Source organism: Ruegeria sp. CI8, from assembly GCF_056536865.1.
The window spans coordinates 176,809-202,382 of record NZ_JBQFQL010000004.1; the positions used below are offsets into that span (position 1 = coordinate 176,809).

27 protein-coding genes are annotated in these 25,574 nt (G+C 63.7%); 14 read left to right on the forward strand and 13 right to left on the reverse strand.

Annotated elements, in window-relative coordinates; translation table 11 throughout:
* Positions 1-36 precede the first annotated feature (36 nt).
* Complete coding sequence (locus ACR0DA_RS15985; protein WP_480754867.1) at positions 37-1,023, forward strand: NAD(P)H-quinone oxidoreductase; 987 nt, start codon at positions 37-39, stop codon at positions 1,021-1,023.
* A 33-nt stretch (positions 1,024-1,056) separates the two neighbouring features.
* On the opposite strand, the gene ACR0DA_RS15990 is transcribed toward ACR0DA_RS15985, so the two are convergent.
* Positions 1,057-1,914 (reverse strand): DUF2189 domain-containing protein, encoded by an 858-nt coding sequence (locus tag ACR0DA_RS15990; RefSeq protein WP_222457981.1) that lies wholly within the window; start codon positions 1,912-1,914, stop codon positions 1,057-1,059.
* Between the two features lie 192 nt (positions 1,915-2,106).
* Between ACR0DA_RS15990 and ACR0DA_RS15995 the strand changes: the two genes are divergently transcribed.
* Positions 2,107-3,090: a quinone oxidoreductase family protein gene (locus ACR0DA_RS15995; RefSeq protein WP_480754869.1), complete on the forward strand. Its 984-nt coding sequence runs from the start codon at positions 2,107-2,109 to the stop codon at positions 3,088-3,090.
* A 48-nt stretch (positions 3,091-3,138) separates the two neighbouring features.
* Here ACR0DA_RS15995 and ACR0DA_RS16000 read toward each other — a convergent pair whose 3' ends face one another.
* From ACR0DA_RS16000 to ACR0DA_RS16040, 9 genes are all read right to left on the reverse strand, one after another.
* The gene (locus ACR0DA_RS16000) at positions 3,139-3,672 is read right to left on the reverse strand and encodes an outer membrane protein (RefSeq protein WP_093963551.1); all 534 of its coding nucleotides are present in this window, start codon (positions 3,670-3,672) and stop codon (positions 3,139-3,141) included.
* Between the two features lie 256 nt (positions 3,673-3,928).
* Positions 3,929-4,402: a YHS domain-containing (seleno)protein gene (locus ACR0DA_RS16005; protein WP_170452187.1), complete on the reverse strand. Its 474-nt coding sequence runs from the start codon at positions 4,400-4,402 to the stop codon at positions 3,929-3,931.
* 197 nt (positions 4,403-4,599) lie between these two features.
* Positions 4,600-4,869 carry a hypothetical protein gene (locus ACR0DA_RS16010; protein ID WP_170360017.1) on the reverse strand — a complete coding sequence of 90 codons (270 nt, stop codon included), beginning with the start codon at positions 4,867-4,869 and terminating at the stop codon, positions 4,600-4,602.
* On the reverse strand, positions 4,866-5,471 hold the full coding sequence (plsY, locus tag ACR0DA_RS16015; RefSeq protein WP_170360019.1) for a glycerol-3-phosphate 1-O-acyltransferase PlsY: 606 nt from the start codon (positions 5,469-5,471) through the stop codon (positions 4,866-4,868). The genes ACR0DA_RS16010 and plsY overlap by 4 nt, the downstream gene beginning before the upstream one ends.
* Positions 5,471-6,751 carry a dihydroorotase gene (gene pyrC / locus ACR0DA_RS16020; protein WP_480754871.1) on the reverse strand — a complete coding sequence of 427 codons (1,281 nt, stop codon included), beginning with the start codon at positions 6,749-6,751 and terminating at the stop codon, positions 5,471-5,473. Before pyrC ends, plsY begins: the two co-directional genes overlap by 1 nt.
* Positions 6,748-7,134 carry a hypothetical protein gene (locus tag ACR0DA_RS16025; RefSeq protein ID WP_367646321.1) on the reverse strand — a complete coding sequence of 129 codons (387 nt, stop codon included), beginning with the start codon at positions 7,132-7,134 and terminating at the stop codon, positions 6,748-6,750. Before ACR0DA_RS16025 ends, pyrC begins: the two co-directional genes overlap by 4 nt.
* Positions 7,119-7,637: a hypothetical protein gene (locus tag ACR0DA_RS16030; RefSeq protein ID WP_170360023.1), complete on the reverse strand. Its 519-nt coding sequence runs from the start codon at positions 7,635-7,637 to the stop codon at positions 7,119-7,121. The genes ACR0DA_RS16025 and ACR0DA_RS16030 overlap by 16 nt, the downstream gene beginning before the upstream one ends.
* Positions 7,634-8,569, reverse strand: a complete 936-nt coding sequence (locus tag ACR0DA_RS16035) for an aspartate carbamoyltransferase catalytic subunit (RefSeq protein WP_480754873.1) — start codon at positions 8,567-8,569, stop codon at positions 7,634-7,636. Before ACR0DA_RS16035 ends, ACR0DA_RS16030 begins: the two co-directional genes overlap by 4 nt.
* Before the next feature lie 65 nt (positions 8,570-8,634).
* Positions 8,635-9,336 (reverse strand): scavenger receptor class F, member 2, encoded by a 702-nt coding sequence (locus ACR0DA_RS16040; protein WP_480754875.1) that lies wholly within the window; start codon positions 9,334-9,336, stop codon positions 8,635-8,637.
* Between ACR0DA_RS16040 and ACR0DA_RS16045 the strand changes: the two genes are divergently transcribed.
* The 6 genes from ACR0DA_RS16045 to ACR0DA_RS16070 all read left to right on the forward strand — a co-directional run bounded on the left by ACR0DA_RS16045 (position 9,335) and on the right by ACR0DA_RS16070 (position 16,833).
* A complete protein-coding gene (locus tag ACR0DA_RS16045; RefSeq protein WP_170596143.1) occupies positions 9,335-10,102 on the forward strand; it encodes a uracil-DNA glycosylase in 768 nt (255 codons plus the stop codon). The two genes, ACR0DA_RS16040 and ACR0DA_RS16045, sit on opposite strands and share 2 nt — an antisense overlap.
* Positions 10,099-10,698 (forward strand): metallophosphoesterase family protein, encoded by a 600-nt coding sequence (locus ACR0DA_RS16050; protein ID WP_480728419.1) that lies wholly within the window; start codon positions 10,099-10,101, stop codon positions 10,696-10,698. Before ACR0DA_RS16045 ends, ACR0DA_RS16050 begins: the two co-directional genes overlap by 4 nt.
* Positions 10,695-11,315: a LysE family translocator gene (locus tag ACR0DA_RS16055; RefSeq protein WP_170456549.1), complete on the forward strand. Its 621-nt coding sequence runs from the start codon at positions 10,695-10,697 to the stop codon at positions 11,313-11,315. Before ACR0DA_RS16050 ends, ACR0DA_RS16055 begins: the two co-directional genes overlap by 4 nt.
* A gap of 6 nt (positions 11,316-11,321) precedes the next feature.
* Positions 11,322-11,864, forward strand: a complete 543-nt coding sequence (gene moaB, locus ACR0DA_RS16060; RefSeq protein ID WP_260064020.1) for a molybdenum cofactor biosynthesis protein B — start codon at positions 11,322-11,324, stop codon at positions 11,862-11,864.
* 107 nt (positions 11,865-11,971) lie between these two features.
* On the forward strand, positions 11,972-13,426 hold the full coding sequence (locus tag ACR0DA_RS16065; RefSeq protein WP_480754877.1) for an efflux RND transporter periplasmic adaptor subunit: 1,455 nt from the start codon (positions 11,972-11,974) through the stop codon (positions 13,424-13,426).
* Between the two features lie 5 nt (positions 13,427-13,431).
* Positions 13,432-16,833, forward strand: a complete 3,402-nt coding sequence (locus ACR0DA_RS16070) for an efflux RND transporter permease subunit (protein WP_480754883.1) — start codon at positions 13,432-13,434, stop codon at positions 16,831-16,833.
* On the opposite strand, the gene ACR0DA_RS16075 is transcribed toward ACR0DA_RS16070, so the two are convergent.
* Positions 16,800-17,231: an NUDIX hydrolase gene (locus ACR0DA_RS16075; RefSeq protein ID WP_170391794.1), complete on the reverse strand. Its 432-nt coding sequence runs from the start codon at positions 17,229-17,231 to the stop codon at positions 16,800-16,802. The two genes, ACR0DA_RS16070 and ACR0DA_RS16075, sit on opposite strands and share 34 nt — an antisense overlap.
* 4 nt (positions 17,232-17,235) lie before the next feature.
* A complete protein-coding gene (locus ACR0DA_RS16080; protein ID WP_480754885.1) occupies positions 17,236-18,048 on the reverse strand; it encodes a protein-disulfide reductase DsbD domain-containing protein in 813 nt (270 codons plus the stop codon).
* Positions 18,049-18,189: 141 nt separating this feature from the next.
* Here ACR0DA_RS16080 and ACR0DA_RS16085 point away from each other — a divergent pair, with 141 nt between their 5' ends.
* The gene (locus ACR0DA_RS16085; protein WP_093963536.1) at positions 18,190-18,744 is read left to right on the forward strand and encodes a YqgE/AlgH family protein; all 555 of its coding nucleotides are present in this window, start codon (positions 18,190-18,192) and stop codon (positions 18,742-18,744) included.
* Here ACR0DA_RS16085 and ACR0DA_RS16090 read toward each other — a convergent pair whose 3' ends face one another.
* On the reverse strand, positions 18,745-19,695 hold the full coding sequence (locus tag ACR0DA_RS16090) for an L-threonylcarbamoyladenylate synthase (RefSeq protein WP_480754886.1): 951 nt from the start codon (positions 19,693-19,695) through the stop codon (positions 18,745-18,747). It abuts the gene before it with no gap.
* Between the two features lie 135 nt (positions 19,696-19,830).
* On the opposite strand from ACR0DA_RS16090, the gene ACR0DA_RS16095 reads away from it, so the two are divergent.
* From ACR0DA_RS16095 to ACR0DA_RS16115, 5 genes are all read left to right on the forward strand, one after another.
* A complete protein-coding gene (locus ACR0DA_RS16095; protein WP_170342280.1) occupies positions 19,831-21,534 on the forward strand; it encodes an acyl-CoA dehydrogenase in 1,704 nt (567 codons plus the stop codon).
* A complete protein-coding gene (locus ACR0DA_RS16100; protein WP_480754888.1) occupies positions 21,534-22,580 on the forward strand; it encodes an MBL fold metallo-hydrolase in 1,047 nt (348 codons plus the stop codon). The genes ACR0DA_RS16095 and ACR0DA_RS16100 overlap by 1 nt, the downstream gene beginning before the upstream one ends.
* Positions 22,581-22,584: 4 nt before the next feature.
* Positions 22,585-23,037, forward strand: coding sequence for a DUF6173 family protein (locus tag ACR0DA_RS16105; RefSeq protein ID WP_170342276.1), 453 nt, complete (start codon positions 22,585-22,587; stop codon positions 23,035-23,037).
* A 64-nt stretch (positions 23,038-23,101) separates the two neighbouring features.
* Complete coding sequence (locus ACR0DA_RS16110) at positions 23,102-24,940, forward strand: glycerophosphodiester phosphodiesterase family protein (protein WP_480754890.1); 1,839 nt, start codon at positions 23,102-23,104, stop codon at positions 24,938-24,940.
* Entirely contained in the window at positions 24,927-25,487 is a 561-nt protein-coding gene (locus tag ACR0DA_RS16115) for a hypothetical protein (protein ID WP_170529973.1), read from the forward strand. Before ACR0DA_RS16110 ends, ACR0DA_RS16115 begins: the two co-directional genes overlap by 14 nt.
* The last annotated feature ends 87 nt before the right edge of the window (positions 25,488-25,574 follow it).

Genomic DNA, 25,574 nt, shown 5'->3' on the forward strand with positions numbered 1-25,574 from the left:
TTCGCCTGATACCCATTGCGCAAAGGAGTTTTGCCAATGCCCCAGATGATGCGCGCCATTGAGATCACCACGCCCGGAGGTCCGGACGTTCTCAAGCTGACGGAACGCCCCATGCCCGAGCCGGGTCATGGTCAGGTGGTTTTGAAAGTGGCCTATGCCGGCGTCAATCGCCCAGACGCTCTGCAGCGGGCCGGGGCCTATGATCCGCCGCCGGGGGCCAGCGACCTTCCCGGGCTCGAGGCTTCGGGCGAGGTGGTGGCCATCGGGTCCGGCGTCTCGGGGTTGGCACTGGGGGATCAGGTCTGTGCGTTGTTGCCTGGCGGCGGGTATGCAGAATACGTGGTAACACCGGCGGCACATTGCCTGCCTGTGCCCTCGGGCCTGGGCCTGAAACAGGCCGCCTGCCTGCCCGAAACCTTCTTTACAGTCTGGTCAAACGTGTTCACTCGTGGCGGGCTGAAGGCTGGCGAACGGTTCCTTGTACATGGGGGATCGAGCGGGATTGGTACCACGGCCATTCAACTGGCCAACGCTTTCGGAGCCCGGGTCTTCGTGACGGCTGGTTCGGACGAGAAATGCCAGGCCTGTCTGGACCTGGGGGCCGAGAAGGCGATCAACTACAAGACCGAGGATTTTGTTGCTGCCATGCGGGCCGAAGGTGGGGCGGATCTGATTCTCGACATGGTTGGCGGCGATTACATCCCTCGCAACGTCAAGGCGCTGGCCGAAGATGGCAGGCTGGTTCAGATCGCGTTTCTGCAAGGACCCGTCGTCGAGTTGAACTTTGCTATGATGATGGTCAAACGCCTGACCCTGACCGGCAGCACACTGCGGCCACAGAGCGATCTGGCCAAAGCACGCATCGCGCAGGATCTGCACGAGGCGGTCTGGCCGCTGCTTGAGGCTGGAAAAGTTGCCCCGGTCATGGACAGCGAATTTGATCTGGCCGATGCCGCCGCTGCGCATGCCCGCATGGAAAGCTCCGGCCACATTGGCAAGATCGTCTTGAAAGTATCAGGCTAGGCATGTCAGCGCGGGGGTTGCCCCGCGCCTTGCTCAGGCGATGGCGCGTCTATAGAGGTGCCATGTCGCGTGCCCCAAGACAGGCATTGCGACGATCAGGCCCAACAGCAGCGGGATCGCACCAAGAACCAGCAGCGCGGCGACGATGAAACCCCAGGTCAGGATCACGGTCGGATTGTGCCGCAGGACCCGGACCGAGGTGACCACGGCCACGGGCAGGCCGACCTTGCGGTCAAGCAGCAACGGGAAGCTGACAACGCTGACGGCCAAGGCCACCAGAGCAAACAGAAACCCAACCGCCGATCCGACGATGATCATGGTCCAGCCGGGGCCGGTGGTCAGAGCCTGTGTCAGAAATTGGCCCAGCGTCTCTGGCGGCTGCGGACCCAGTGTTTCGATATAGATGCCGTGTGCCACCATCAGCCAGACCAGCAACAGCATGACAAGGTAAAAGGCCAGTGCCAGTATGGCGCCGAACGAGGGGGATCGAAAAACACCCAACGCGTCCAGCCAGTGAACCTCGTGCCCCTGTTCCCGCTTGCGGCTGATCTCATACAAGCCCAGTGCAGCGACCGGACCGATCAGCGCAAACCCGGCCACCAGAGGAGCCAGAAGTGGCACCATGTTGGCTTGCATCGCGAATCCGAACATCAAAAGCCCCGCGATCGGGTAGATCAGAACGATGAAAATGGCATCGGCCCGGATCGCCAGAAAGTCTTCGTATCCGGCGCGCAGGCATTCTCGCAAGTCTTGCAACGTCAGCGTTTGTACCGTCGGCAGATGCTGGGTGTCAGCGCTGCCGATGCCCGTTACGTTTTCAGCGATGTGATCGCTGGTCGCGCCGAGTTGCTGCGCGGTCCAACTGATCGGGTTTCCGATTGTCTTTGCCATTGTCATCCCTTTCCTTGGCGCAGGTGCGCCGCAGGATGCATCCGGCGAAAAGTTGCCCGTGGCCGGATGACCCGGCAACGCCTGACCCTAGTGTACCACAGTTTTTTCCAATCCTGGTTCACCCTTGCGAGATCGCCGGATTGCCCTGCGGCGCCGAAGTGATAGCTTGGATCCAGGCAAAAGGAGGTCAGCATGCTGAAAACGGCGCGTACCGTAGTCATTCACGAAACCGGCGGCCCCGAGGTGCTGAGGATCGAGGATAGACCGTTGGGTGACCCGGGACCGGGTGAAGTTCGGATCCGCCATCACGCCTGCGGTCTGAATTTTATTGATGTCTACCAGCGGACCGGTCTGTATCCGATGGAACTGCCGCACGCGCTGGGAATGGAAGCCGCCGGGGTGATCGAGGCGGTCGGCGAAGGCGTGACGCATCTGAAACCGGGCCAGCGGGCGGCCTATGCAGCGGTGCCGGCCGGTGCCTATTGCGAAGCGCGGGTGATGCCCGCGTCGCAGGTGTGCCCCTTGCCCGGCGGAATCTCATTCGAGACCGCGGCGGCCATGATGCTCAAGGGCTTGACGGTTGAATACTTGTTTCACCGCACCACGCCGCTGAAACGTGGTGATACGGTTCTGTTCCATGCCGCCGCCGGGGGTGTCGGCCTGATCGCGTGCCAGTGGGCCAAATCCGAAGGCATCAAGCTGATCGGCACGGCCGGGACCGATGACAAGTGCCGTCTGGCCCAGTTCAACGGCGCCACACACTGCATCAACTACCGGACCGAGGATTTTGCGTCCCGCGTGGCCGAGATTACCGGCGGCAAAGGGGTCGATGCGGTCATGGACTCTGTTGGTGCCGATACGTTCGAAGGCTCGCTGGACTGCCTCAAGCCATTGGGGATGATGATTTCCTTCGGCAATGCGTCTGGACCCGTGCCACCGTTCAACATCGGCATTCTTGGGCAGAAAGGGTCGTTGAAGATCACCCGGCCGACGCTGTTCACCCATATCGCGGACCATTCCGTGTGTCAGGCCATGGCCCGGCGGCTGTTCGGCAAGGTGGCGGGCGCCGAGGTCAAGATTCACATCGATCAACGCTTCGAACTGGATCAGGTTGCAGAGGCGCACCGCGCACTGGAGGCGCGACAGACAACCGGAAGCACGATCCTGGTGCCATGAAAAAGGCCCGGCACGCTGTGCCGGGCCCGTTCGATTCTGCGCGAGGGATCAGAAGCGGTATGCCGCCCGGATCTGGAACGTGGTTGCATCCACGTCGACACCGGTCGAGTTGAAATTGTCGAACTCGTGGTACAGCAGCTCGCCCGCGATGCTGACGTTCGGCGCGACGATCTGTTCATAGCCAGCGCCGATGAACCATCCATCGTCGCTGCCCAGCGTGTCGGTTCCCGCATCCGCGTAACCGGCGACACCATACAGCAGCCCCTGCGGGTTGACCTTGTAGCCGGCGCGGGCTTTCAGTCGCCAGACGTCTTCGACCGTTGCGGCACCCGAAAGGTCGACATCAGACCAGTCATAGTCAAAGCCGCCGCCCACGACCCAGTCGCCCAGATCATAGTCGTAACCAAGGATCAGACCGCCGATGGCGCCGTCTCCGTCCACACCGGACAGGCTGGTGCCGATATCCGCGTAGCCGACCTGCGCACCTGCATAGAACCCGGTCCAATCGCCCGAGGACTGCGCCATGGCGGTGCCAGCCGCAAAAGTTGCAACGGTGGTCAAAAGTGCCAGTTTGCTCGTCATCTTGCTATCCTTTCGTTGGAAGTTTTCTGCCTCGGCCTTTGGTTGGCCTGAAGGTTTGTATTGATCATTACGTTCCGGTCGGTGGACCGGATCATTGGTTTTTCGCTGTTATTCCGACCCGGATTTCCACAAGGTCGGCGCCTGGCCGCCCTTTTGGAGTGTTGTTCTGATCAGATAGGTTCGGGGTCGTGGGGCTTCAAATCACGATCGGCGGCAGAAGCATTCTGCCGCCGATCCTTGCCGCCAATTCAGCAGATTATTGCTGCAGTTCGGCCGGATCCTTGTCGGCGATCGTTTCCCAGTTGACGCTGGCTTTTTCGATGAAGCCGGGGATGTCGCCTTCCCAACGTTCCTGGATGTCTTCCGACAGGTTCAGGTACAGCTTGTTGTCCACGATCTTCCAGTAGGTCGGATCGCCGTCAAACTTGAACCCCATGGCCGCTCCGAAGGCGCAGTAGCCGCCATAGGCCGGCAGGTAGGCCTCGGGATTGGCTTCGAATGCGGCCTTGTTCTCTTCGGTGGCAAAACGGTACAGCGCATCGTTGTGCAACGCCGTGATCTTGTAGCTGCCTTTGGTCGGCTCGCCTTCAGTGAAATACGCCACCGGGTCGTAACCCTGCATCGCCAAACCGGTCGACGAAGCGTTGATTTCTACCCCGGCCGCCAGGGCCGAGCTTGCGATTGCCACAGACAGCGCAACGCCGCCCAACAGGGATTTGATCTTGTTCATGGTTCCACCTTTCGTGATCGGGCTGCCCGGCATGTCCAAGCGCGGGCGTTTCAGCACCGAAATTGCGTTTCGTGCACCCGGTAATTGAGCGTCACGAAAACTCAGGTGGGAAAGGCGGCGATCACGTTCAAAGCAATCAAACGTGAATGTGCGGAAATGCCAGGCGGTCTGTTCGCAAGCGCAGATCGGTCTGCGGTTCAGCTGTCGGGTACCAGGGCCAGAACAAAGCGTACGACCTTGGCGGCAGGCATCTCGCAGGGGCGCAGCAAAGCGCCGCTTTGATCCGTCAGGTACAGGTTCATACTGATGTAGTCCGCACCACCCCGTTCATGGGCGACCAGCTTGTGCGATTTGCCGCCGGCCATCGCCAGCCGCGTGACCGAATAGCTTCGACCGTTTGCGGTTCCGGTGAACGAACCCGCCGGCAAGGCAAAGAATGAGTCCAAAAAGTCGGCCGGCGCGGTCACGATTTCCCGATCTTGGGCTCTGTTCCCGCCTTGATGCGGGCCAGATTTTCGCGGTGGCGCCAGTAAATCAGCAGCGTCAGAACGACGCCCAGCAAAAAGGTCGACCCGTCCGTCAGGATCATCACCCATGTTGTCGACAGGGCTGCCGCGGCCAGCGCGCCGAGGGACGAGATCCGCCAGATCGCAGCAGCGACCAGCCATGTCAGACAGCACGCAACGCCCACCCGCCAGTCCAGCGCCAGCCACAGGCCCAGGAAAGTTGCCACGCCCTTGCCGCCCTTGAAGCTCAGCCAGACCGGGTAGCAATGGCCGACAAAAGCCGCCAGCGCCGCGACCTGGGCGGCATCGTCGCCGGCCAGTGCCCGGGCCAGCAGGACCGCGACCACGCCTTTGCCGGCGTCGAACAGAAGAGTCAGCGCCGCCGCCGCCTTGCTGCCAGTGCGCAACACGTTGGTGGCACCAATATTGCCGGACCCGATCTGGCGCAGGTTGCCCAGTCCCATCACCCGCGCAACGATCATGCCATAAGGTACCGACCCCATCAGGTATCCGATCGCGGCCCAGATAATCAGTTGGGTCGTCGAGCTGTCGAAAACGGGCATCAGGATCTCCGGAAAATTTCTTTGCCTGCAACGTAGGTTGCGGTGACCTTACCCTGCATCCGCTGTCCGTCAAACGGGGTGTTCTGCGATTTCGATTTCAGCGTGAACCGGTCCAGCACGAAGGGCACATCCGGGTCGAACAGAACCAGATCGGCCGGGGCGCCCGCGCTCAGGCGGCCGCAGTCCAGCCCCAGTCGTTTCGCCGGATTCAGTGTCATGGCCCGGAACAGGGTCGGCAGGTCCAGTTGATCGGCATGATACAGGCGCAGTGCGGCCGGCAGCAGGGTTTCCAGCGCCACTGCGCCCGAGGCCGCCTCTTCGAACGGGAGGCGTTTGCTTTCCTCGTCCTGCGGCGTGTGCATCGAGCTGATCGTGTCGATCAGGCCGGACCGCACGGCCTCGATCACCGCCTGCCGGTCATCCTCGGAGCGCAGCGGCGGCTTGACCTTGAAGAAGGTGCGATAGTCCGCCACGTCCAGCTCGTTCAGCGTCAGGTGATGGATCGAGGTGCCGGCGGTGATGTCCAGCCCGTTGCGCTTGGCCCGTTCCAGTGCGGGCAGGGCGCGGGCCGTGGTGATCTGATCGGCGTGATAGGCCGCGCCGGTCATTTCCAGCAAGGCGATGTCGCGGTCCAGCCCCATGCGTTCGGCCATGGGCGAAACGGCGGGCAGACCGCGCAGGGCGGCGAATTTGCCGCTGGTGGCGGCAGCACCGTGGCTCAGCCCCGGGTCCTGTGGGTGGGCGATGACAAGCGCGCCGCAGGCCCGGGCATAGGTCAGCGCGCGGGAAAATACCTTGGTGTCCGTCACCACATGGTCGCAGTCGGTGAAAGCCACCGCGCCCGCATCCATCAGAAACCCGATCTCGGTCATCTCGCGCCCGTCGCGGCCCTTAGTCAGTGCGGCCATGGTCAGCACGTTGACGGGCGTGTCGGCCTGCGCGCGTCGGGTGACGAACTCGAGCGTTTCCGGCGTGTCGATCGCAGGCAGGGTGTCGGGGCGGGTGACCATTGTGGTCACGCCTCCGGCCGCGGCGGCAAGGCCCGCGGATTTGTAGCTTTCCTTGTGTCGCTCGCCCGGCTCGCAGACCTTGACGCCGATATCGACGATGCCGGGGGCCAGACACTGACCGCCGCAATCAATCACCTGCGCGTCCGCCTCGGGCGCCAGACCGTCGCCGCTGGCCAAGATGCGCCCGTCGGCCACATGCAGCCAGCCCAGGGCGTCGGTTCCGGCTTCGGGGTCGATCAGGCGGGCGTTGGTGAAGATCAGGTTGGTCATGCCATTGCCCTTTCAATCGCGGCTTTGGTGGCGGCCGGGTCGGCCTGGTACTTGATCAGGTGCTTGTCGCCGCCTTTGGTGACGATCTGCACGAAGCTGCCCATGATATTCACGGCCGCGATCTGGTTCAGCGGCACGCTGCGCCCGCCGGGTCCGGTCAGGGTGGTGTAGGTCATCTGCCAGTTGGCCACCAGTTCCTCCGAGGCCAGGTACCACGCCCGGACGCCCACCGCCGCCAGACCGGCCGGGGCGCCGGTCCAGACATAGGGATTTCCGATCAGCCACAGCACGAGCATCGCCCCCGCCATCGCGCCCGCGGCCAACCAGGCGTTGGTACGGACATAGGCGCCCTTGTCCGGCGCAAAGGTCACAGGATCAGCCACAGAGCACCTCCGATGACCAACAGGATGATCAAGGCAAGCAAGGCCGATCCCGTCCGGCGGGGTTGCTCGCTCGAAACTGGATTTTGCGCGGCCGAGTAGGGTCGGGCGCTTTCGGTCTCGATGGCGCCACCGCTCCAGTTCGTGGCCTCTTCGGTGTAAAGGCCTATCAGGCGCAGGCGCGGGTCGGGGCTCAGCGTGGCCGCGCGCGCGCTCAGGGCCGCGCTGCGCAGCACCAAAACCCAGCCGTCGACCGACTCCAGTTTGGCCCGGTCCAGCTGGTCCTCGGACACGCCGCAGCCCTCGCTGAGATAGCCGTAGAGGCCCAGGTCCTCGAGGTCGGACACCGGAAACACGTCGATCTGCTCGGGGTCCAGCCCAGTGACGCCAAGGATCTGGTCTGCCGCGCCGGGCTCGCGCAGGAACTTCGCCTCTTCGGGGCGCATGTCCAGCGCGAACAGGCGGATCACGCCGCGCTCGCCAGCCGAGATGTCCAGATCGCTCATGCCTCCTCCTTCAGGTTGCGGGACAGCAGTTCCATCGCGGCCATGCGCACGGCGACGCCCATCTCGACCTGCTCCTGGATGACCGAGCGGTTGATGTCATCGGCCAGCGTCCCGTCGATCTCGACCCCGCGGTTCATCGGGCCGGGATGCATCACGATGGCGTCCGACTTGGCCAGCGCCAGCTTGGCGGCGTCCAGACCATAGCGGTGATAGTATTCCCGTTCCGACGGGATGAACCCGCCATCCATCCGCTCTTTCTGAAGGCGCAGCATCATCACCACGTCCACGTCGCGCAGGCCCTCGGTCATGTCGTCATGGATCTCGGCCCCGAATTCAGCGAATTGCGCGGGCACCAGCGTCGGCGGGCCGATCAGGCGGATGCGGTTTTCCATCTTGCCCAGCAGGATCAGGTTCGATCGCGCCACGCGGGAATGGGCGACATCCCCGCAGATCGCCACGTTCAACCGGTGCAGCCGCCCCTTGGCCCGGCGGATGGTCAGCGCATCCAGCAGCGCCTGCGTTGGGTGCTCGTGCCGCCCGTCGCCGGCGTTCAGCACCGCGCAGTTGACCTTCTGCGCCAGCAGGTCCACCGCGCCCGAATGCGGGTGCCGCACCACCAGCAGGTCGGGATGCATCGCGTTCAGCGTCATCGCCGTGTCGATCAGGGTCTCGCCCTTTTTGATCGAGCTGGCCTGCATCGCCATGTTCATCACATCTGCGCCCAGACGCTTGCCCGCCAGTTCGAAACTGGCCTGCGTGCGGGTCGAATTCTCGAAGAACATGTTGATCTGGGTCAGCCCCGCCAGAACGTCCGAGTGCTTGGCCGATTGCCGGTTCAGATCGACGTATTTTTCGGCCAGGTCCAGAATGGCGGTGATGTCGGATTGGGACAGATGCTCGATGCCAAGTAGGTGACGATGGGCGAAACGCATGGGCCGGGCTCCTGTCTGACAGTCGCGCCGCTTATAGAAAGCGCAGCGCGTCGGGGCAACTGGAGTCAGTCCCCATCGGGCAGTTTCTCGCATCCGCCTTCGGGCAGGCACTGCTCGCCGGGCCGGCACCACTTGCCGTATCCGCAATCGACGGCCTTTCTGGGCACGCAGCCCTGATTGGCCGAGCACTTAAACCCGGTGCGGCATTGCGATCCGGTCTCTTCACACAGGTACCAGCCGGGGCGCGTACAGCCGCCGCCCGGCAGGCAGGTCGAACCGGCTGCGCAGGTCCGCCCGTCATCGCAGGGCGATGCCGGTTTCGGTGAGGGGTCGAATTCGGGCGTCACGGGCTGGCATTCGCCGCGCCCGTTGCAAAAGGTCCCGCCGGGGCAATCCAGCCGCGAGGCGCATTTGTTTGCCCCTGCCGGCGCGCATCGGGTGCCTCCGGCCACGCATTTCTCGAACGGTCCGCAGGACCGCCCGCCGCCGCAATAGGTGCCCCCGGCCTGAATGCAGAACCCGTCATAGCTGCAGCGCTGGCCGACCGAGCAGCATTTCAGACCGCACTGAAACTGGCCCCCACGGCATTGGCCTTGATTGTTGAGAAACGACTGCGCCTCCGACCCGCCGGGCAGCAGGGCGAACAGAGTGATCAGCAGAAGGCCCAGGGTTCGCGTCATGACGGGGACCATCGTCGGCCCGGCAATGCGCCAAGGCAAGGCCAATTTGCTTTCCCTTCCCGCAAAGCTGAGTAGATTGATGGTCATGGAATCGGCCCTTGACCCCTACACCGCGCGTGCCCTGCTGGAATGGCAGGTTGAGCTGGGCGTAACCGACGCGATCGTCGACGCGCCGGTTGACCGCTATGCATTGCCGGATACCGCGCCAAAGGTCAAAAAATCCGCCGTAGCGCAGCCCGCGGTGCAAAAGCCCGCCAAGGCGGATCCGGTGGTCGAGGCAAAGAAGGCTGCGTCTGCGGCATCGTCTCTGGATCAGCTGCGCGCCGCTCTGGAGGCGTTCGAACACTGCGATCTGAAGCGTGGCGCGCGACAGTTGGTCTTTGCTGATGGGACACCCGGTGCGCCTGTCATGATCGTCGGTGAGGCCCCGGGCCGTGAAGAAGACCGCGCTGGAAAGCCGTTCGTTGGCCGCGCCGGGCAGTTGCTGGATCGGATGCTGGCCGCGATCGATATGGACCGCGCCCAGAACGTCTACATCACCAATGTCCTGCCCTGGCGCCCGCCGCAGAACCGGGACCCGCGGCCGGACGAGATCGCGATGATGCAGCCGTTTTTGGAACGGCACGTGGCCCTGTCCAAGCCAAAGGTCCTGGTGGTGATGGGCAACATCAGCTGCCAGGCGGTTCTGAACAAGCGCGGCATCACGCGGCTTCGCGGGCAGTGGGATCAGGCGCTGAATCTGCCGGTTCTGCCCATGCTGCACCCCGCCTATCTGCTGCGCCAGCCCCATGCCAAGCGCCAGGCCTGGGCCGATCTATTGGATCTGCGCGCATATCTGGAGAACAAGGGATGAAGGTTCTGGCCTTTTCCGACCTGCATATGGCCCGCAATCGGGCTGCGGAACTGGTGGCAGCCAGCGTCGACGCTGACCTGGTGATCGGCGCGGGTGATTACTGCAACATGCGTCAGGGGCTGGACGAGGCGATGGATATGCTTTCCGGCATATCCGCGCCGATGGTTCTGGTTCCCGGCAACGCCGAAAGCGCCGAGGAACTGGCGGCGGCCGTGCCGGACGGCGTGCATGTTCTGCACGGAACAGGCATGACCGTGGACGGGCTGCGCCTGTTCGGACTTGGCTATGGCGTACCGGTCACGCCATTTGGTGACTGGTCCTGCGACCTGACCGAAGCCGAGGCCGCAGAGCTGCTCAATCGCTGCCCGTCGGCCGACATCCTGATCACGCATGCCCCGCCCAAGGGCAAAGGCGATCGGACCTCGCAGGGGCAATCGATCGGATCGAGCGCGGTGCGCGACGCGGTGGAACGGATTCAACCTGACTTTGCTCTGTGCGGTCATATCCACGACAGCTGGGGTTATCGCGGCGAGATCGGTCGCACCCGGATCGCAAATCTGGGGCCCAAGGTGAATTGGTTTGAGGTCGATCCATGATCGAATACGCAACGCTGTTGACCTTCATCCCAGCCGCCATAGCGCTGAACATGACGCCGGGGGCTGACATGATGTTCTGCTTCGGGCTTGGGCTGCGGTCGGGTGCTCGATCGGCCATCGTGGCCAGCGCCGGTGTTTCGACCGGTCTGATGGTTCATGTTCTGCTGGCTGGGCTGGGACTTGGCGCGGCGGTCGCGACTATGCCCTGGCTGTTCGACGTCATTCGCTGGCTGGGCGTGGCCTACCTGCTGTATCTGGCCTGGGGCACCATCAGAAACGGTGCCGTCCGGACTGACGCTCCAATGCAGTCGTCGGGCCATGCCTTTCGCGAGGGGATGCTTGTCAACATGACAAACCCCAAGATCATTCTGTTCGTTCTGGCCTTCATCCCGCAATTCGTCTCGCCGGCCAACGGATCGGTTCTGGCTCAGTTTCTGCTGCTGGGCGCGATCATCGCTGTGGGCGGGTTCGTCGTGAATGCCCTGGTGGGGTCATTTGCCGGCGGCGCCGGGCGAGCGCTGATTTCCAGCCCGCGGGCTTCGCGAATTCTCGGCTGGGTCAGTGGCGGCGTGTTCGTCGCGCTGGCGGCCCGGCTGGCCATCATGGAAAGAGCCTGACACGACATGTCCCGAATTGATGAAACCATGGAATTCATCCCCATCCGCATCGCTGTTCTGACCGTATCGGACACGCGGTCACTGGCCGAAGATCGTTCGGGGCAAACGTTGGTCGATCGGATCGAGCGTGCGGGGCACACCGTGGCCGACCGCAAGATCATTCAGGACGAGCGCGCCCAGATCGCCGAGCGGTTGCGGGCGTGGGTCGCCGACCCCGAGATTGACGTGGTGATCTCGACCGGCGGCACCGGCTTGACCGGGCGCGATGTCACGGTCGAGGCGCATCGCGATGTCTACGAAAAGGAAATCGAGGCTTTTGGCACCGTCTTCACACTGATTTCGATGGAGAAGATCGGAACCTCGGCGGTACAGTCGCGGGCCACAGGTGGCGTCGCCGGCGGAACCTATCTGTTTGCGCTGCCGGGCAGCCCGGGGGCCTGCAAGGATGCCTGGGACGGCATTTTGGAAAAACAGCTGGATTATCGCCACCGGCCCTGCAATTTCGTGGAAATCATGCCCAGATTGGACGAACATCTGCGACGGAAGTAGACTGGTCGTACGTTTAACGGCTCATAACCGCCTTGTGGGTTGGTATTTTTTCCGGCCCGGCTACCTATTTATAGACGGCGTCCCGTTGCAACCGGAGTGAAAGATCTATGCGATTTCTGCGGCAGAGCCTCATCGGTGTCTTTCTGGCATCCCTGATGCTTGCGCTGTTGATTGTCGCGGCGCAGATGATCACCGGCGCAGTGCAAGAGGTCATGACCCGCGACAACAAACCCCCGCAGGCGCGCGAACGCGTGTTCGCCGTCACGGTTCAGAAGGCCGAGCCACAAACCGCGACCCCCTATCTGGAAGCATTCGGCGAAGTTCAAAGCCGCCGGCGTCTGGAGTTGCGGGCGGCGCTGGGCGGCCGCGTCATCGGGCTGGCGGAAAACTTCGAGGATGGCGGGGTTGTGCGCGCAGGCGAAATTCTGGTCGAGCTGGACCCGGCCGATGCGCAGGCGGCGCTGGACCGTGCGCGGTCGGACCTGCTGGATGCCCAGTTTGAAGAACGCGATGCCGAACGCGCCCTGCTTTTGGCACAGGATGAATTGAAGGCCGCCGAGTCCCAATCGGATCTGCGGGAACGGGCCCTGCAGCGTCAGAAGGATTTGCTGGACCGTGGCGTGGGCGCGACAGCCAGCGTTGAAGAAGCCGAATTGGCCGCGGCCTCGGCCCGGCAAACCGTGTTGTCGCGCCGTATAGCTTTGGCGCAGGCCGAGTCCCGCGTCGATCAGGCAACGACGTTGCTGGCGCGGGCCCGTATCGCTTTGGAATCGGCGGAACGCGATCTGGAAGACATGACCATCCGCGCCCGGTTCGACGGGACGCTGACTGGTGTCACGCTGGTTGAAGGGCGCCTGGTCACGGCAAATGAAAAGCTGGCCGAACTGGTCGACCCGTTCGCGCTGGAGGTCGCGTTCCGTGTTTCGACCGCGCAATACGTGCGGTTGCTGGACGATCAGGGCAAGCTGATCCCGGCACCAGTGACCATCTCGCTTGAGGTGACGGGCACGGACCTGAGCGCCACCGGTCGGATAAGCCGCGACAGCGGGTCGGCCGGCGAGGGCCAGACCGGCCGATTGCTCTATGCCCGACTTGATGACGCGCCGGGGTTCAAGCCCGGCGATTTCGTGACCGTTTCGGTCGAGGAACAGCCGCTGGATAATGTCGTGCGTCTCCCGTCTTCGGTTCTGGATGCGCAAGGCACAGTGCTGGTGCTGGGCGACGACGACCGGCTGGAAACGCTCCCGGTCGAGCTGGTGCGCCGGCAAGGGGACGAAGTGCTGCTGCGCGGCGCCGGGCTGGAAGGGCGCGAAGTCGTGGTCGGTCGGACCCCGCTGCTGGGGTCGGGGGTCCGCGTGCGCCCGGTTCGCATCGAAGACAGCGCCGCGGTCGAGCCGGACATGGTCGAGCTGACGGACGAGCACCGCGCGCGGTTGGTGGCGCAGGTCGAGGCCAGCGACCGCATGTCCCAGGACGCCAAGACCCGTGTTCTTGCTCAGTTGAGCGAGGCGAAGGTGCCGTCGTCTCTGTTGCGGCGGCTTGAAAACCGGGCCGGGGGATAGGCGCCATGATGCGCGAGATCCCGGGCGCGGCCAGCGGCATCCTCAGCTATTTCACGCGTCACCGGACCATTGCCAACCTTCTGCTGGTGGTCATGCTGGTCCTTGGCGCGGCTTCGGCGCCGAACATGCGGGCGCAGTTCTTTCCGGACGTGATCCTGGAACGGGTCAATGTCAACGTCGAATGGGATGGTGCGGGGCCCGAGGATGTGGACAACGGGATTGTCCAGATCCTTGAACCTGCATTGCTGGCGGTCGAAGGCGTTGCCAGCACCGAGTCGACCTCCCGTGAAGGATCGGCCCGCATCGCGCTGGAATTTGAACCCAACTGGGACATGAGCCGCGCCGTCGAAGAAGTGCGCACCGCGGTCGACAGCGTGACCAACCTGCCGGAGGATGCCGAAGAACCGTCCATCCGGCGTGCCGCTTGGCGAGACCGGGTAACGGATGTTGTCCTCACCGGCCCGATCGAGACCGGGCAGCTGGCCAAATTCACAGATGAGTTGATCAATCGGCTGTTCGCTGCCGGTGTGACGCGGACCACGATCCGCGGCCTTGCGGCCCCACGCATCGTGGTCGAGGTTCCCACCGCGCAGTTGATCGCCAACGACATCACCCTGTCCGAGATCGCCTCGGCGGTTGCGGCCGAGGTCACGGCCAATCCGGCCGGGGACGTGACCGGCGCAAACGCCCGGATCCGCACCGGTGTCGAAAAGCGCACCCCGGAAGAGATCGAGCGCATCGCTTTGCGCACCTATCCGGACGGGTCCAAGCTGGTGGTCGGCGATGTCGCGCAGATCCGGGTCGAGGGCGTTACCCGCAATCGCAGCTATTTCGTTGGCGAAAATCCGGCCATGTCCGTCCGGGTGGACCGGTCGAACCTCGGTGATGCGATCGACATTCAGCACACGGTCGAGGATGTGGTGGCCGAGATGCAGGCGAGCCTGCCGGATGGTATCTCGGTCGAGCTGATCCGTACCCGGGCGCAGGCCATTACCGACCGGTTGGACATTCTGATCGACAACGGGCTGGTCGGGCTGGGCTTGGTGGTGTGCCTGCTGTTCCTGTTCTTGAATGCGCGCATCGCTTTCTGGGTCGCGGCCGGTATCCCGGTTGCGATGTCGGCGGCCATCGCCTTCATGTATATCGGCGGGCTGTCGATCAACATGGTCTCGTTGTTCGGCCTTATCATCACGCTGGGTATCGTGGTGGATGATGCGATCGTGGTGGGGGAACACGCCGATTTCCGGGCCCGCCGTCTGGGCGAGCCACCGGTCGTTGCCGCCGAGCGCGCCGCCCGGCGAATGGCGATGCCGGTTTTTGCGGCCACGGTCACGACCGTGATCGCCTTTTTCGGTCTGACCGCCATTGGCGGACGGTTCGGAGAGCTGATCCGGGACATTCCCTTTACGGTGATCGCTGTACTGATCGCATCGTTGATCGAGTGTTTTCTGATCCTGCCGAACCACATGGCGCATGCTATCGCACATTCGGCCAAGGAACACTGGTATGACTGGCCCAACCGGGTTGTGAACCGGGGTTTTCGCTGGGTGCGCGACACTCTTTTCCGACCTTTGGTGGCGTGGGCAATCTGGGCGCGATACGTGGTCGTGGCCCTGATGATCGCCATTCTGGCCAGCCAGATAGCGCTGTTCATCAAGGGCGACGTCAATTGGCGGTTTTTCAACGCGCCCGAGCGGGGCTCGGTCACCGGCAATTTCATCATGGCCGAAGGCGCTACCCGCGCCGACACGATCGAAATGATGCACATTCTGCAGCGCGCCACGGAAGAGCTGGGTCAGATCTACGAAGAACGCCACGGTCGCAACCCGATCGACTATGTTCTGGCCGAGATCGGGGGGAGCGCCGGTTATGGTCTGTCCGCCGCCGATGGCAAGGATGGCGATTTGCTGGGCGGTATCTCGATCGAGCTGATCGATGCCGACCTGCGGCCTTATTCCAGCTTTGAATTCGTGGGCGAGCTGCAGGAATTCGTGCCGCGCCATCCCAAGGTCGAATTGCTGACGTTCCGCGGCTGGCGCTCGGGTCCGGGTGGTGATGCCATCGACGTGCAGCTTTTCGGCGCGGACGTGAACACACTGAAATCCGCGTCCGAGGCCCTGCAGGCGGAACTGTCGAAATACCCCGAGGTTTCAGCGCTGGAAGACAATCTGGCCTATGACAAGGAAGAGTACATTCTGGATCTGACGGCACAGGGCGAGGCGCTGGGCTTCCGCATCGAGACATTGGGCCGGGTTCTGCGTCACCGGCTGAACGGGATCGAGGCGGCGACATTCCCCGACGGTCCTCGCAGCGCCGAGATCCGGGTCGAACTGCCCGAAAGCGAGCTGACCGCCGATTTCCTGGAACACACGTTGATGCGTTCACCGGACGGGGTTTATGTCCCGCTGGCTGACATCGTCTCGGTCAAGCGCGAGTCGGGGTTCTCGACGGTGCGCCGGGAAAATGGCCTGCGGGTGATCGCAGTGAACGGGGACATTTCCGAGGATGACCCGGCCCAGGCGGCGGAAATCACCCGCGCCATGCGCGAGGAAATCCTGCCTGATATCGCCGCCGAGTATCAGGTCGAGTGGCGCATGGCCGGTCTGAGCGAACAGGAGGACGAGTTCCTGACCGAGGCGCGTACCGGTCTGATCCTGTGTCTGACCGGAATCTACCTTGTTCTGGCGTGGATCTTCGCCAGTTGGACAAGGCCGCTGGTGGTGATGGCGATCATTCCCTTTGGTCTGGTAGGCACCATCTGGGGGCATTACATCTGGGGCGTTCCGCTAAGCATGTTCACGGTCGTCGGCCTGTTGGGCATGACCGGGATCATCATCAATGACTCGATCGTTTTGATAACGACCATTGATGGGTATCAGCAGGATCGCGGGCTGGTGCCCTCGATCATAGAAGGCACCGCTGACCGGTTGCGCCCCGTGATGCTGACCACGCTGACGACGGTGATGGGGCTGGCCCCATTGCTGTACGAAGGGTCGCAGCAGGCGCAATTCCTCAAACCCACGGTGATCACGCTGGTCTACGGGCTCGGGTTCGGCATGGTGCTGGTGCTGCTCCTGGTTCCCGCGTTGCTGGCGATCCTGAGTGATATTTCTCGCCCGATGACGGCGATGCGCCGCGCCTTGCGGGCGCCGGACAAGGTGGTCCGGGTCGCGGCCGCGGGGACGGGCGGGGCGATGATCCTCTGGCTGCTGGTCACGATGGTCTGGCCGGTTCTGGCCGGCGCGCCGCTGGGTGTGCTGTCCGGGCTGTACGGCGGCGAGGACGGTCTGGCATTGCTGAGAATGGGGCTGGGAGCGTTCGCGGCCGGTGCGGTTGCCATTCTGGCCGTCAGCCTGATCGTGTCCGGGGCGCTTTATGTCAGGCTTTCATCCCGGGCCAGTGCCTGAGACAGAAGGTCGGGCACCCGGTCGCTCATGGCAAGGTCGCGGTCCAGCACCTGCCGGATTGGGAACCAACGCGCATCCTGCGCATCATCCGCTGCGACCGGAGTGCCGGATCCGAAGCGGCAGGACACGCCGACCAGCAAATAGTGGGCGGTGATCTGTCCGGCCGCATCCCGGACCAGCAGATCAAGGTTGCCCAGATACGCCTGCGGGGTTGCTTCGATACCGGTTTCTTCCATCAACTCGCGCGCGGCGGCCTGCAGGACAGTTTCGCCCCACTCCACATGGCCGCCGGGAAATCCCCAGAGACCGGCATCGGGGGCCTTGCTGCGTTGCACCAGCAGGACATGGCCCTGATCTACGACAACCGCCAGTGCGCCGATCCGGGGAACCTGCTGCATCCGCTCAGCCCGCGCTGCAGCCCAGAATGTCGACCGCGTGTTTGGTCCCCAGAACCGTGATCCGCACGGCGGACCGGTCCAGCGCAAAGGGCTGACCGTCTGGGCTGATCACCTCGGACGTGGCGGTCAGCCGGTTGCCTTGCCGCTTGGTTTCAGTCTGCGAGGCCCACAGGGCCGGGTTCCCCGGTTCGATCACCGCAAGTTCGGCGCCACCGGCCGAGGGCATGTCGATCTGTACCTGAACCTGCAAACCGTCCGCGGTCGGGCTCAGGCGACAGGCCGCGCCGGTAACGCCAGCCTCGCGTGCAGAGAAGGGCCGTTGCGCAAGCGCAGCCGCGATCGCCGGATTTCTTGCTGCGCCGGCGTCCAGTTCGTGGTCGAATTTCAAAGAAGCGGGTATGCAGACATCCTTGCACACCCCCAGATCGACCTCGCCGCGCAACCGGACCGGTTTGGATGCGTCCTTGGGCGTAATCCGAACCGGCAACACCAGCTGTTTTTCGTAGCCGATGGACTTCAGGCCGTTCTGGTCAAAGACATGCGGCGTGGGCCACGTGATCGCAACCGCGCCGACATTGCCGGAGCGGCGCCAGTCGAATTCAGGCGGAATGCCGGCGTCACCGGGGGCCCGCCAATAGGTCTTCCATCCGGGTTCCAGATCCAATCGGATCGCGGTGAGATAGGTTCCATCCTCGGATTGGCCGCCATCGATCACGTCCAGCCGGACGATCGAGTCGATCGATTGCGCCTGCGCAGGCGCAGCCAGGGCCAGACAAGCTGAAACAACGGTCAGGACGGGTTTGAACAGCGATCTCATGATCCATACATGCGACTTGCGGGCAGGTTTGCCAAGTCACGTTCTGGTCACCGGCAGAAATCGCGGGATTTCAGGCGTGATCCCTTGCCAATCCGGGTTCCGCAAGGTCATTGTAAGGGAATAAGCCGCACGAGTTTTTTGATGGATCTGACTGGAAAACTGTTGATTGCGATGCCCGGCATGGGCGATCCGCGCTTTGATCATTCAGTGGTGTATCTGTGCAGCCACGGCGATGACGGCGCTATGGGTCTGATCGTGAACAAACCGTCGGATTTGCGGATCAAGACGCTTCTTGAACAGTTGAACATCGCGTGCCGCATCCCGGTTGTCGGAGAGCGCCTTGTGCATTTCGGTGGCCCAGTCGAATTGTCCCGGGGGTTTGTCCTGCACAGCGCGGACTACGACGCAAATCTGCATTCGCTGCACGTGGCCGGCGATTTCAGCATGACGGCGACGCTGGACGTGCTCGAAGATATCGCTTCTGGCAAAGGGCCGCTGAACTCGATGCTGATGCTGGGCTATTCGGGATGGGGGCCTGGACAGCTGGAAGATGAGATCGCGGCCAATGGCTGGTTAACGACCGATGCTACATCGAAACTGGTCTTTGACGTTGCCGACGACGAAAAGTGGGAGGCCGCCTTGGCCACGCTGGGTGTCGATCCGCTGACGCTGTCGGCCAGCGCCGGTCGGGCCTGATCAGGAGTTGCGCGGCGCCGCGGCCCGGCGCAGGCGGTCGTTGATGGCCGCCCCCACGCCCTCGGAAGGGATCGGGCTGACGGCAATCGGCCGCCCCGTACCGTCCAGTTCGTGCAGATACGCAAACAGGTTTGCCGCCGCTTGGATCAAGTCACCCCTGGCAGACAGGTTGCGGTCGCAATCGACATTGCCAAATCCCAGCAGCAGCTCGTCCCCGCGCCGCTCGGTGGCGTTCAGCCGCACCGGTGCATCCGGAGCATAATGTGACAGCAACTGCCCCGGAGCGGTCAGCAGATCTCCGGGCTTGTGGCGAGTCAGGCGCGTGCCTAGAACCGTTTCGATCTGTTCCAGTGCCACACCGCCGGGCCGCAGCGAAGCGGGGGTGCCGGCCAAGCCCACGATGGTCGATTCCAACCCGACTGAACAGGGTCCGTCATCCAGTACGGCGGCGATCCGACCGTCCAGACCGGCGCGCACATGCGCCGCAGTGGTTGGGCTGATCCGACCGGAGGGGTTTGCCGAAGGGGCAGCGACGGGTCCGTCAACTGCGCTCAGCAATGCGCGAGCGGTTGGGTGGGCGGGCACCCGCACGGCCAGCGTCTCCAGCCCCGCCGTCACCAGCGAGGACACGCCATGCCCTGCGCGCAGCGGCAGCACCAGCGTCAGCGGACCGGGCCAGAACGCAGCCGCCAGTCGTTCGGCATGGTCCGACCACTCGACATAGCGTTTGGCGGCCTCGACCGAGGCGACATGCGCGATAAGCGGGTTGAAACTGGGTCGCCCCTTGGCGGCGTAGATCGCGGCGACTGCCTCGCCTTTGCGGGCGTCGCCGCCCAGCCCGTAGACGGTCTCGGTCGGGAAGGCGACCAGCAGTCCCTGGCGCAGCAGGTCGGCCGCGGCTGCAATCCCGGCGGGATCAGCATCCAGATATTGCGTGCTGTTGGGGATCATGGGTGGTGACGCGGCGTTTTGGTTGCTTGCAACAGGGGGACGGATAGGTAATCGAACAAGCTTAGATGAATACCGGCGCGGGCCATGGATTCCAAGCCCGCCATTGCGACCGACACACGATTTCCGGGGGAAACCATGCCATATCGCGCTCCTGTCACTGATTACGAGTTCCTGATGGACAAGGTGGTGGGGTTCAAGGACGTCGCCGCGACCGAGAAGTTCGCCGAGGCCACCCCGGACGTGGTCAGCGCCATCCTGACCGAGGCCGGCAAGATGTGCGAAGAGGTAATGGCCCCCCTGCAGCGCCCCGGCGATCTTGAGCCGGCGCGACTGGAAAACGGGGTTTTGCGGACCTCGCCCGGCTATGCCGATGGCTGGAAGGCGATCGCCGAGGGTGGCTGGATCGGCATGAGCGGTGACCCTGAATACGGCGGCATGGGCCTGCCCATGACCGTGACCACCGCCGTCAACGAGATGATGAGCGCCGCCTGTCTGTCGCTGCAGCTGGCCCCGTTGATGAGCCAGGGTCAGATCGAGGCGCTGGAACACCACGCCAGCGAAGAGCTCAAGGCGCTGTACCTGCCCAAACTGATGTCGGGCGAATGGTCGGGCACGATGAACCTGACCGAACCGCAGGCCGGGTCTGACGTCGGCGCGCTGACGTCCAAGGCCGAACCCAACGGCGATGGTACCTATGCGATCACCGGGCAGAAGATCTACATCTCGTGGGGCGACAATGATTTCTGCGAGAATGTCTGCCACCTGGTTCTGGCCCGTCTGCCCGATGGCGCGCCGGGGACCAAGGGGATTTCCCTGTTCCTGGTGCCCAAGTTCATCCCCGATGAAAACGGTAATCCGGGCGTGGCGAATGACCTGAAGGTGGTGTCGTTGGAACACAAGATGGGACTGCATGGCTCGCCCACCTGCGTGATGCAGTATGACGGCGCCAAGGGCTGGCTGGTGGGCCAGGAACACAAGGGCATGGCCGCCATGTTCACGATGATGAACAACGCGCGCCTCGGCGTCGGCGGGCAGGGCGTGGGCGCGGCCGAGGGCTCCTATCAGCACGCGTTGGCCTATGCTCTGGAACGCAAGCAGGGCAAGACGCCTTCGGGCACGATCATCGATCATGCCGATGTGCGCCGGATGCTGATGGACATGCGGGCCGACCTGTTCGCCGCCCGTGCGATCATGCTGGCCAATGCCGCGGCCATCGACATGGCCAAGGCCACCGACAACGCCGACTGGGCCGCGCGGGCGGCCCTGCTGACCCCGATCTGCAAGGCTTTCGGCACCCAGACCGGCATGCGCGTGGCCGAGACCGGCCTGCAGGTGCATGGCGGCATGGGGTATGTCGAGGAAACCGGCGCCGCGCAGTATTACCGCGATGTTCGCGTCACCGCGATCTACGAGGGGACCAACGGCATTCAGGCCATGGACCTTGTCGGCCGCAAGATGATGGACGGGGGCGAAGCCGCCGCCCGCCTGCTGGACGAGATCGAAGATCATGCCGAGCGCGCCCGCGCCACCGTGCCCGAGCTGGCCGGCCCGGTATGGGAGGCGACTGAATCCCTGCGCGAGGCGACCGAGTGGCTGGTGGCGCAAGAGGACATGAACAATCGCTTTGCCGGGGCCGTGGCCTATCTGAACGCCTTTGCCCGCGTGCTGGGTGCGCATTACCACCTGATCGCCGCTTTGGCCGATCCGGATGGTCCGCGCGCCAAGCTGGCGCGGTACTACATCACCGCGCGCCTGCCGGAATACGCGGGCCTGCTGGATCAGGCGCAGATCGGGGCCAAAGACCTGTTCGCGCTCAGCGCCGACGAACTGGCCGCGTGATGGACGGCGCGCGGCCTCCGGCGTTTCGCCATCCCTGGCCCGAGCCGCCCGCGCCCGGACAAGCCACCGAGATCGCCGAGGGCGTGCTTTGGATGCGCCTGCCGCTGCCGATGGCGCTGGACCACGTCAATGTCTACGCGCTGGATGACGGCGATGGCTGGACGGTGATCGACACCGGGATTTCATCGAAAAAGACGCGCGGCCTGTGGTCCGACCTGATGGCCGGGCCGCTTGCGGGCAAGCCGGTGACCCGGGTGGTGGTTACGCATCACCACCCCGACCACGTCGGAAATGCCGGGTGGTTCCAGTCGGAGCACGGCGCCGATCTGGTTTCGAGCCGTACCGCATGGCTGTTTGCGCGAATGCTGACGCTGGACGTGCAGGAGAGCTGGCCGGAAGAGACGCTGGAATTCTACCGCAGCGCCGGCATGGCCCCCGAGATCCTGGCCAAGCGCATGTCCGAGCGGCCCTTCAATTTTGCCGACACGGTCTATCCGATGCCTCTGGGCTTTGTCCGCATCAAGCGGGGCGACGTGATCCGTATGGGCGGGCGGGACTGGGACGTGCATATGGGCAATGGCCATGCCCCCGAACACGCCACGTTCTGGAGCCGCGACGACAACCTAGTGATCTCGGGCGACCAGATCCTCAGTTCGATCAGCCCGAACCTGGGCGTCTATGCCACCGAGCCGATGGCTGACCCGGTGTCCGACTGGCTGGAGGCCTGCGAGCGCCTGCAACAGCTGGCGCGGCCCGATCAGGTGGTGTTGCCAGGGCACAAACTGCCCTTCATCGGCCTGCCGATCCGCATGAAGCAACTGATCGAGAACCATCACGGCGCTCTTGCACGCCTGCTGGACGATCTGGACGCGCCCAAGGCGGCGTCGGATTGTTTCGTGACCCTGTTCAAACGCCCCATCCGCGACGGCGAATACGGGCTTGCGCTGGTCGAGGCGGTTGCGCATCTGAACCATCTTTATCACACTGGAGCCGTGACCCGGGCGCGCCGTGAGGACGGCGCATGGGTGTATCAGCGCAAAGGTTGAAACGATGCAGGACAAGATCGAAACCTCGGCCGAGGCCGCCGAAGCGGCGGCTCTGCCCCGGTGCTATGAGGTTCATGCTGACCCGGACAGCACGTCGGGCACCAAGGATCTGCCCGAACCCCTGCGCCAGCCGGTCGACAGCAAAAGCCCCGCCCAATGGGCGTATGAGCGGCTGATCCTGTACATCCAGAACTTCGAGCAGACCCTCGATGCCGATCACGAGGTCGCCATGGGCTTTACCGGCGGTGACGCCGGGGTGATGCGGATCGAGGGGATGGGATATTTTGACCCCGACGTGATCACCTTCTACGGCTCGGACGGTTCGGGCGCACGCACCCAGCTGGTGCAGCATGTCAGCCAGCTGAACGTCATGCTGCGCGCCCTGCCCAAAACGGTCGAGGACAAGCCCGCCAACCGGATCGGCTTCCGCCTGGCCGCCAAGCTTGAGGAAAGCTGAGCGTCACGCTTGCAATTCACATCTGCGCGGCCTTGAATGAATTCAGCATTCAAAGGGAGCCGGCGTGTCACATTTCTCAACCGTAACAGATGCCTATCGCGGGGCCTGGGCCCGACGGCGAACCTTTGTTCCCATCTATATGGCGGTGCGTCTGCTGCTGATCGCGCTGATCGCACCCGGCGTGGCCTTCACCGTGAACCTGGCGGTGATGCTGTCCGACCAAACCGCGCTGACCGATCAGGACATCGCCATGTTCATCCTGTCGCCGGTTGGTTTCGTGGCGGCGGTGGTCATTCTGGGCCTGTTCTTGTTGGCCGAGGTGTTCGTCTTTTCGGTCATGGCCGGATCGCTCAGGATGGGCGAGAGCGACCCGTGGAGGGCCGGCGGGTCGGCGCTGCGATTGATCCTGTCGCGCCTGCCGACGCTGTTTTCCTTCGCGGTGCGCTTCATTCTGCGGGTACTCGTTCTGGCGGTGCCCTTCGTGGCGGTCGCGGGCCTGATCGCGTGGTGGACGCTGACCGAATACGACATCAACTATTACCTGACCTTCCATCCGCCCGCCTTCCAGGTGGCCGTCGCGCTGATCGGGCTGGTGGTGCTGGCTTTGGCCTGGGTGCTGATCCGCCGCCTGTCGGCTTGGGCGCTCGCCCTGCATCTGGTGCTGTTCGAGGGAATTGCGCCCTCGGAGGCCTTTGCCGAAAGCGCCCGCCGAATGGAGGGCAAACGCGGCCGGTTGAAGATCGAACTGGCGCTATGGCTGGTCGTACGTCTGGCGATTGCTGCGCTGATTGCCGCCGTGGCCAGCCTGCTGTTTCACCTTGTTCCGTTGGAACAGGGCACGAACCTGCGGTTTGCCCTGACGCTCAGCCTGCTGGTGGCCGGGCTGTGGTCTCTGGCCGGATTGGTGCTGGCGGCGGTGGCGCTGGGAGCGCTGGCGGTTCTGCTGGATGGGTTTTTTGAACCTCGCGCGGCAGAGCTGCCTCACCCCGAAGCTGGAAACCTGCGCGCCCCGGTTCTGGTGACCGTTGCCGCGGCAATCGTGGCCGTGCTGGCCGGTATCTGGTTCAGCCAGGACGTGCTGGACCAGATTTCGGCACCCGATTATGCCGACGTGATCGGCCACCGGGGCGCGGCGGCGCTGCGGCCGGAAAACACGATGGCTGCAGTGCTGAAGGCCATCGAAGACGGGGCCGACTGGGTCGAGATCGACGTACAAGAAAGCGCCGACGGCGAGGTGATCGTGGCCCATGACAGCGACTTCATGAAGCTGGGCGGGGTCAATCTGAAGGTCTGGGATGCCACGATGGAGGATGTGGCGCAGATCGATATCGGCAGCTGGTTCGACCCCGAATATGCCGATCAGCGTACCCCGACCCTGCGTGAGGTTCTCGAGGCAGCGAAGGGCAAATCCAAGGTCATCATCGAACTGAAATACTATGGCCATGATGTCGACCTTGAAAACCGCGTGGCCGCCATCGTCGAAGAATTCGGGATGGAGCAGGACATCGCCACGATGTCGCTCAAATACCCGGCGGTGCAGAAGATGAAAGCGTTGCGCCCGGACTGGCGCGCCGGCGTTCTGGCTGCCACGGCGGTGGGCGATCTGACCGGGCTGGAGGGCGATTTCGTCGCGGTGAATGCCGGGATGGTCACGCCCGGGTTGATCCGCTCGGTCCATGATGCAGGCAAGGATATCTATGTCTGGACGGTGAATGACCCGCTGCAGATGTCGTCGATGGCCTCGATGGGTGTCGACGGTCTGATCACCGACCGCCCGGCCATGGCGCGTGAAGTGCTGCGTGTCCGCGCCGAGATGGAGCCGGGCGAGCGCTTGCTGCTGTGGCTGGCCACGACCTTCGGCCTGTCGGTCGATACCGAGGCGATGCGCGATGAAAGCCCCTAGCTTCGGTCTTTTGCTCGCCTGCCTTGCCGGGTCGGCTTCGGCGCAGGATCTGATGCGCGGCGTCGAGATGCCCGCGCATCGGGCTTTGATCGCGCAATCTGTCGGGCAACCATTGAGCGCGTTTGAAACCGATGGCTGCTCGGGGGGCATGTCGTCCAGCTGGCGGCTGGTGGCAGAGACCTTTCCCAGATTTCGCGCCGTTTACGAAAGCCACCCGCCGTGGGAGTCATGCTGTGTGACTCATGATCGCGCGTATCACACCGCCGGGGGTGCCACGTCCGCCGACGCCAGTTTCGACGCCCGGCTGGAGGCTGACCGCGCCCTGCGCGCCTGCGTCAAGGAATTCGGAGCCGTGCATGCGCAGGACTATGCCACGCAATACGACATGACGCCCGAGCAGGTGAAGTCGGCCATGTCAATCACCGCCGAGGCGATGTTCATGGCCGTCCGATTCGGGGGTGGTCCCTGCACCGGCCTGCCGTGGCGGTGGGGCTTCGGGTATCCCGGCTGCTCGGTTTTCGCCACCGATGAGGCTGCGGGCAACTGAACTCGGGCACCTGCGCGCGATTGACGTCGTGACAGGCCGGAAAATATGATTTATCCAAACCGGCAAACACGCGAATTGGGAATCTTT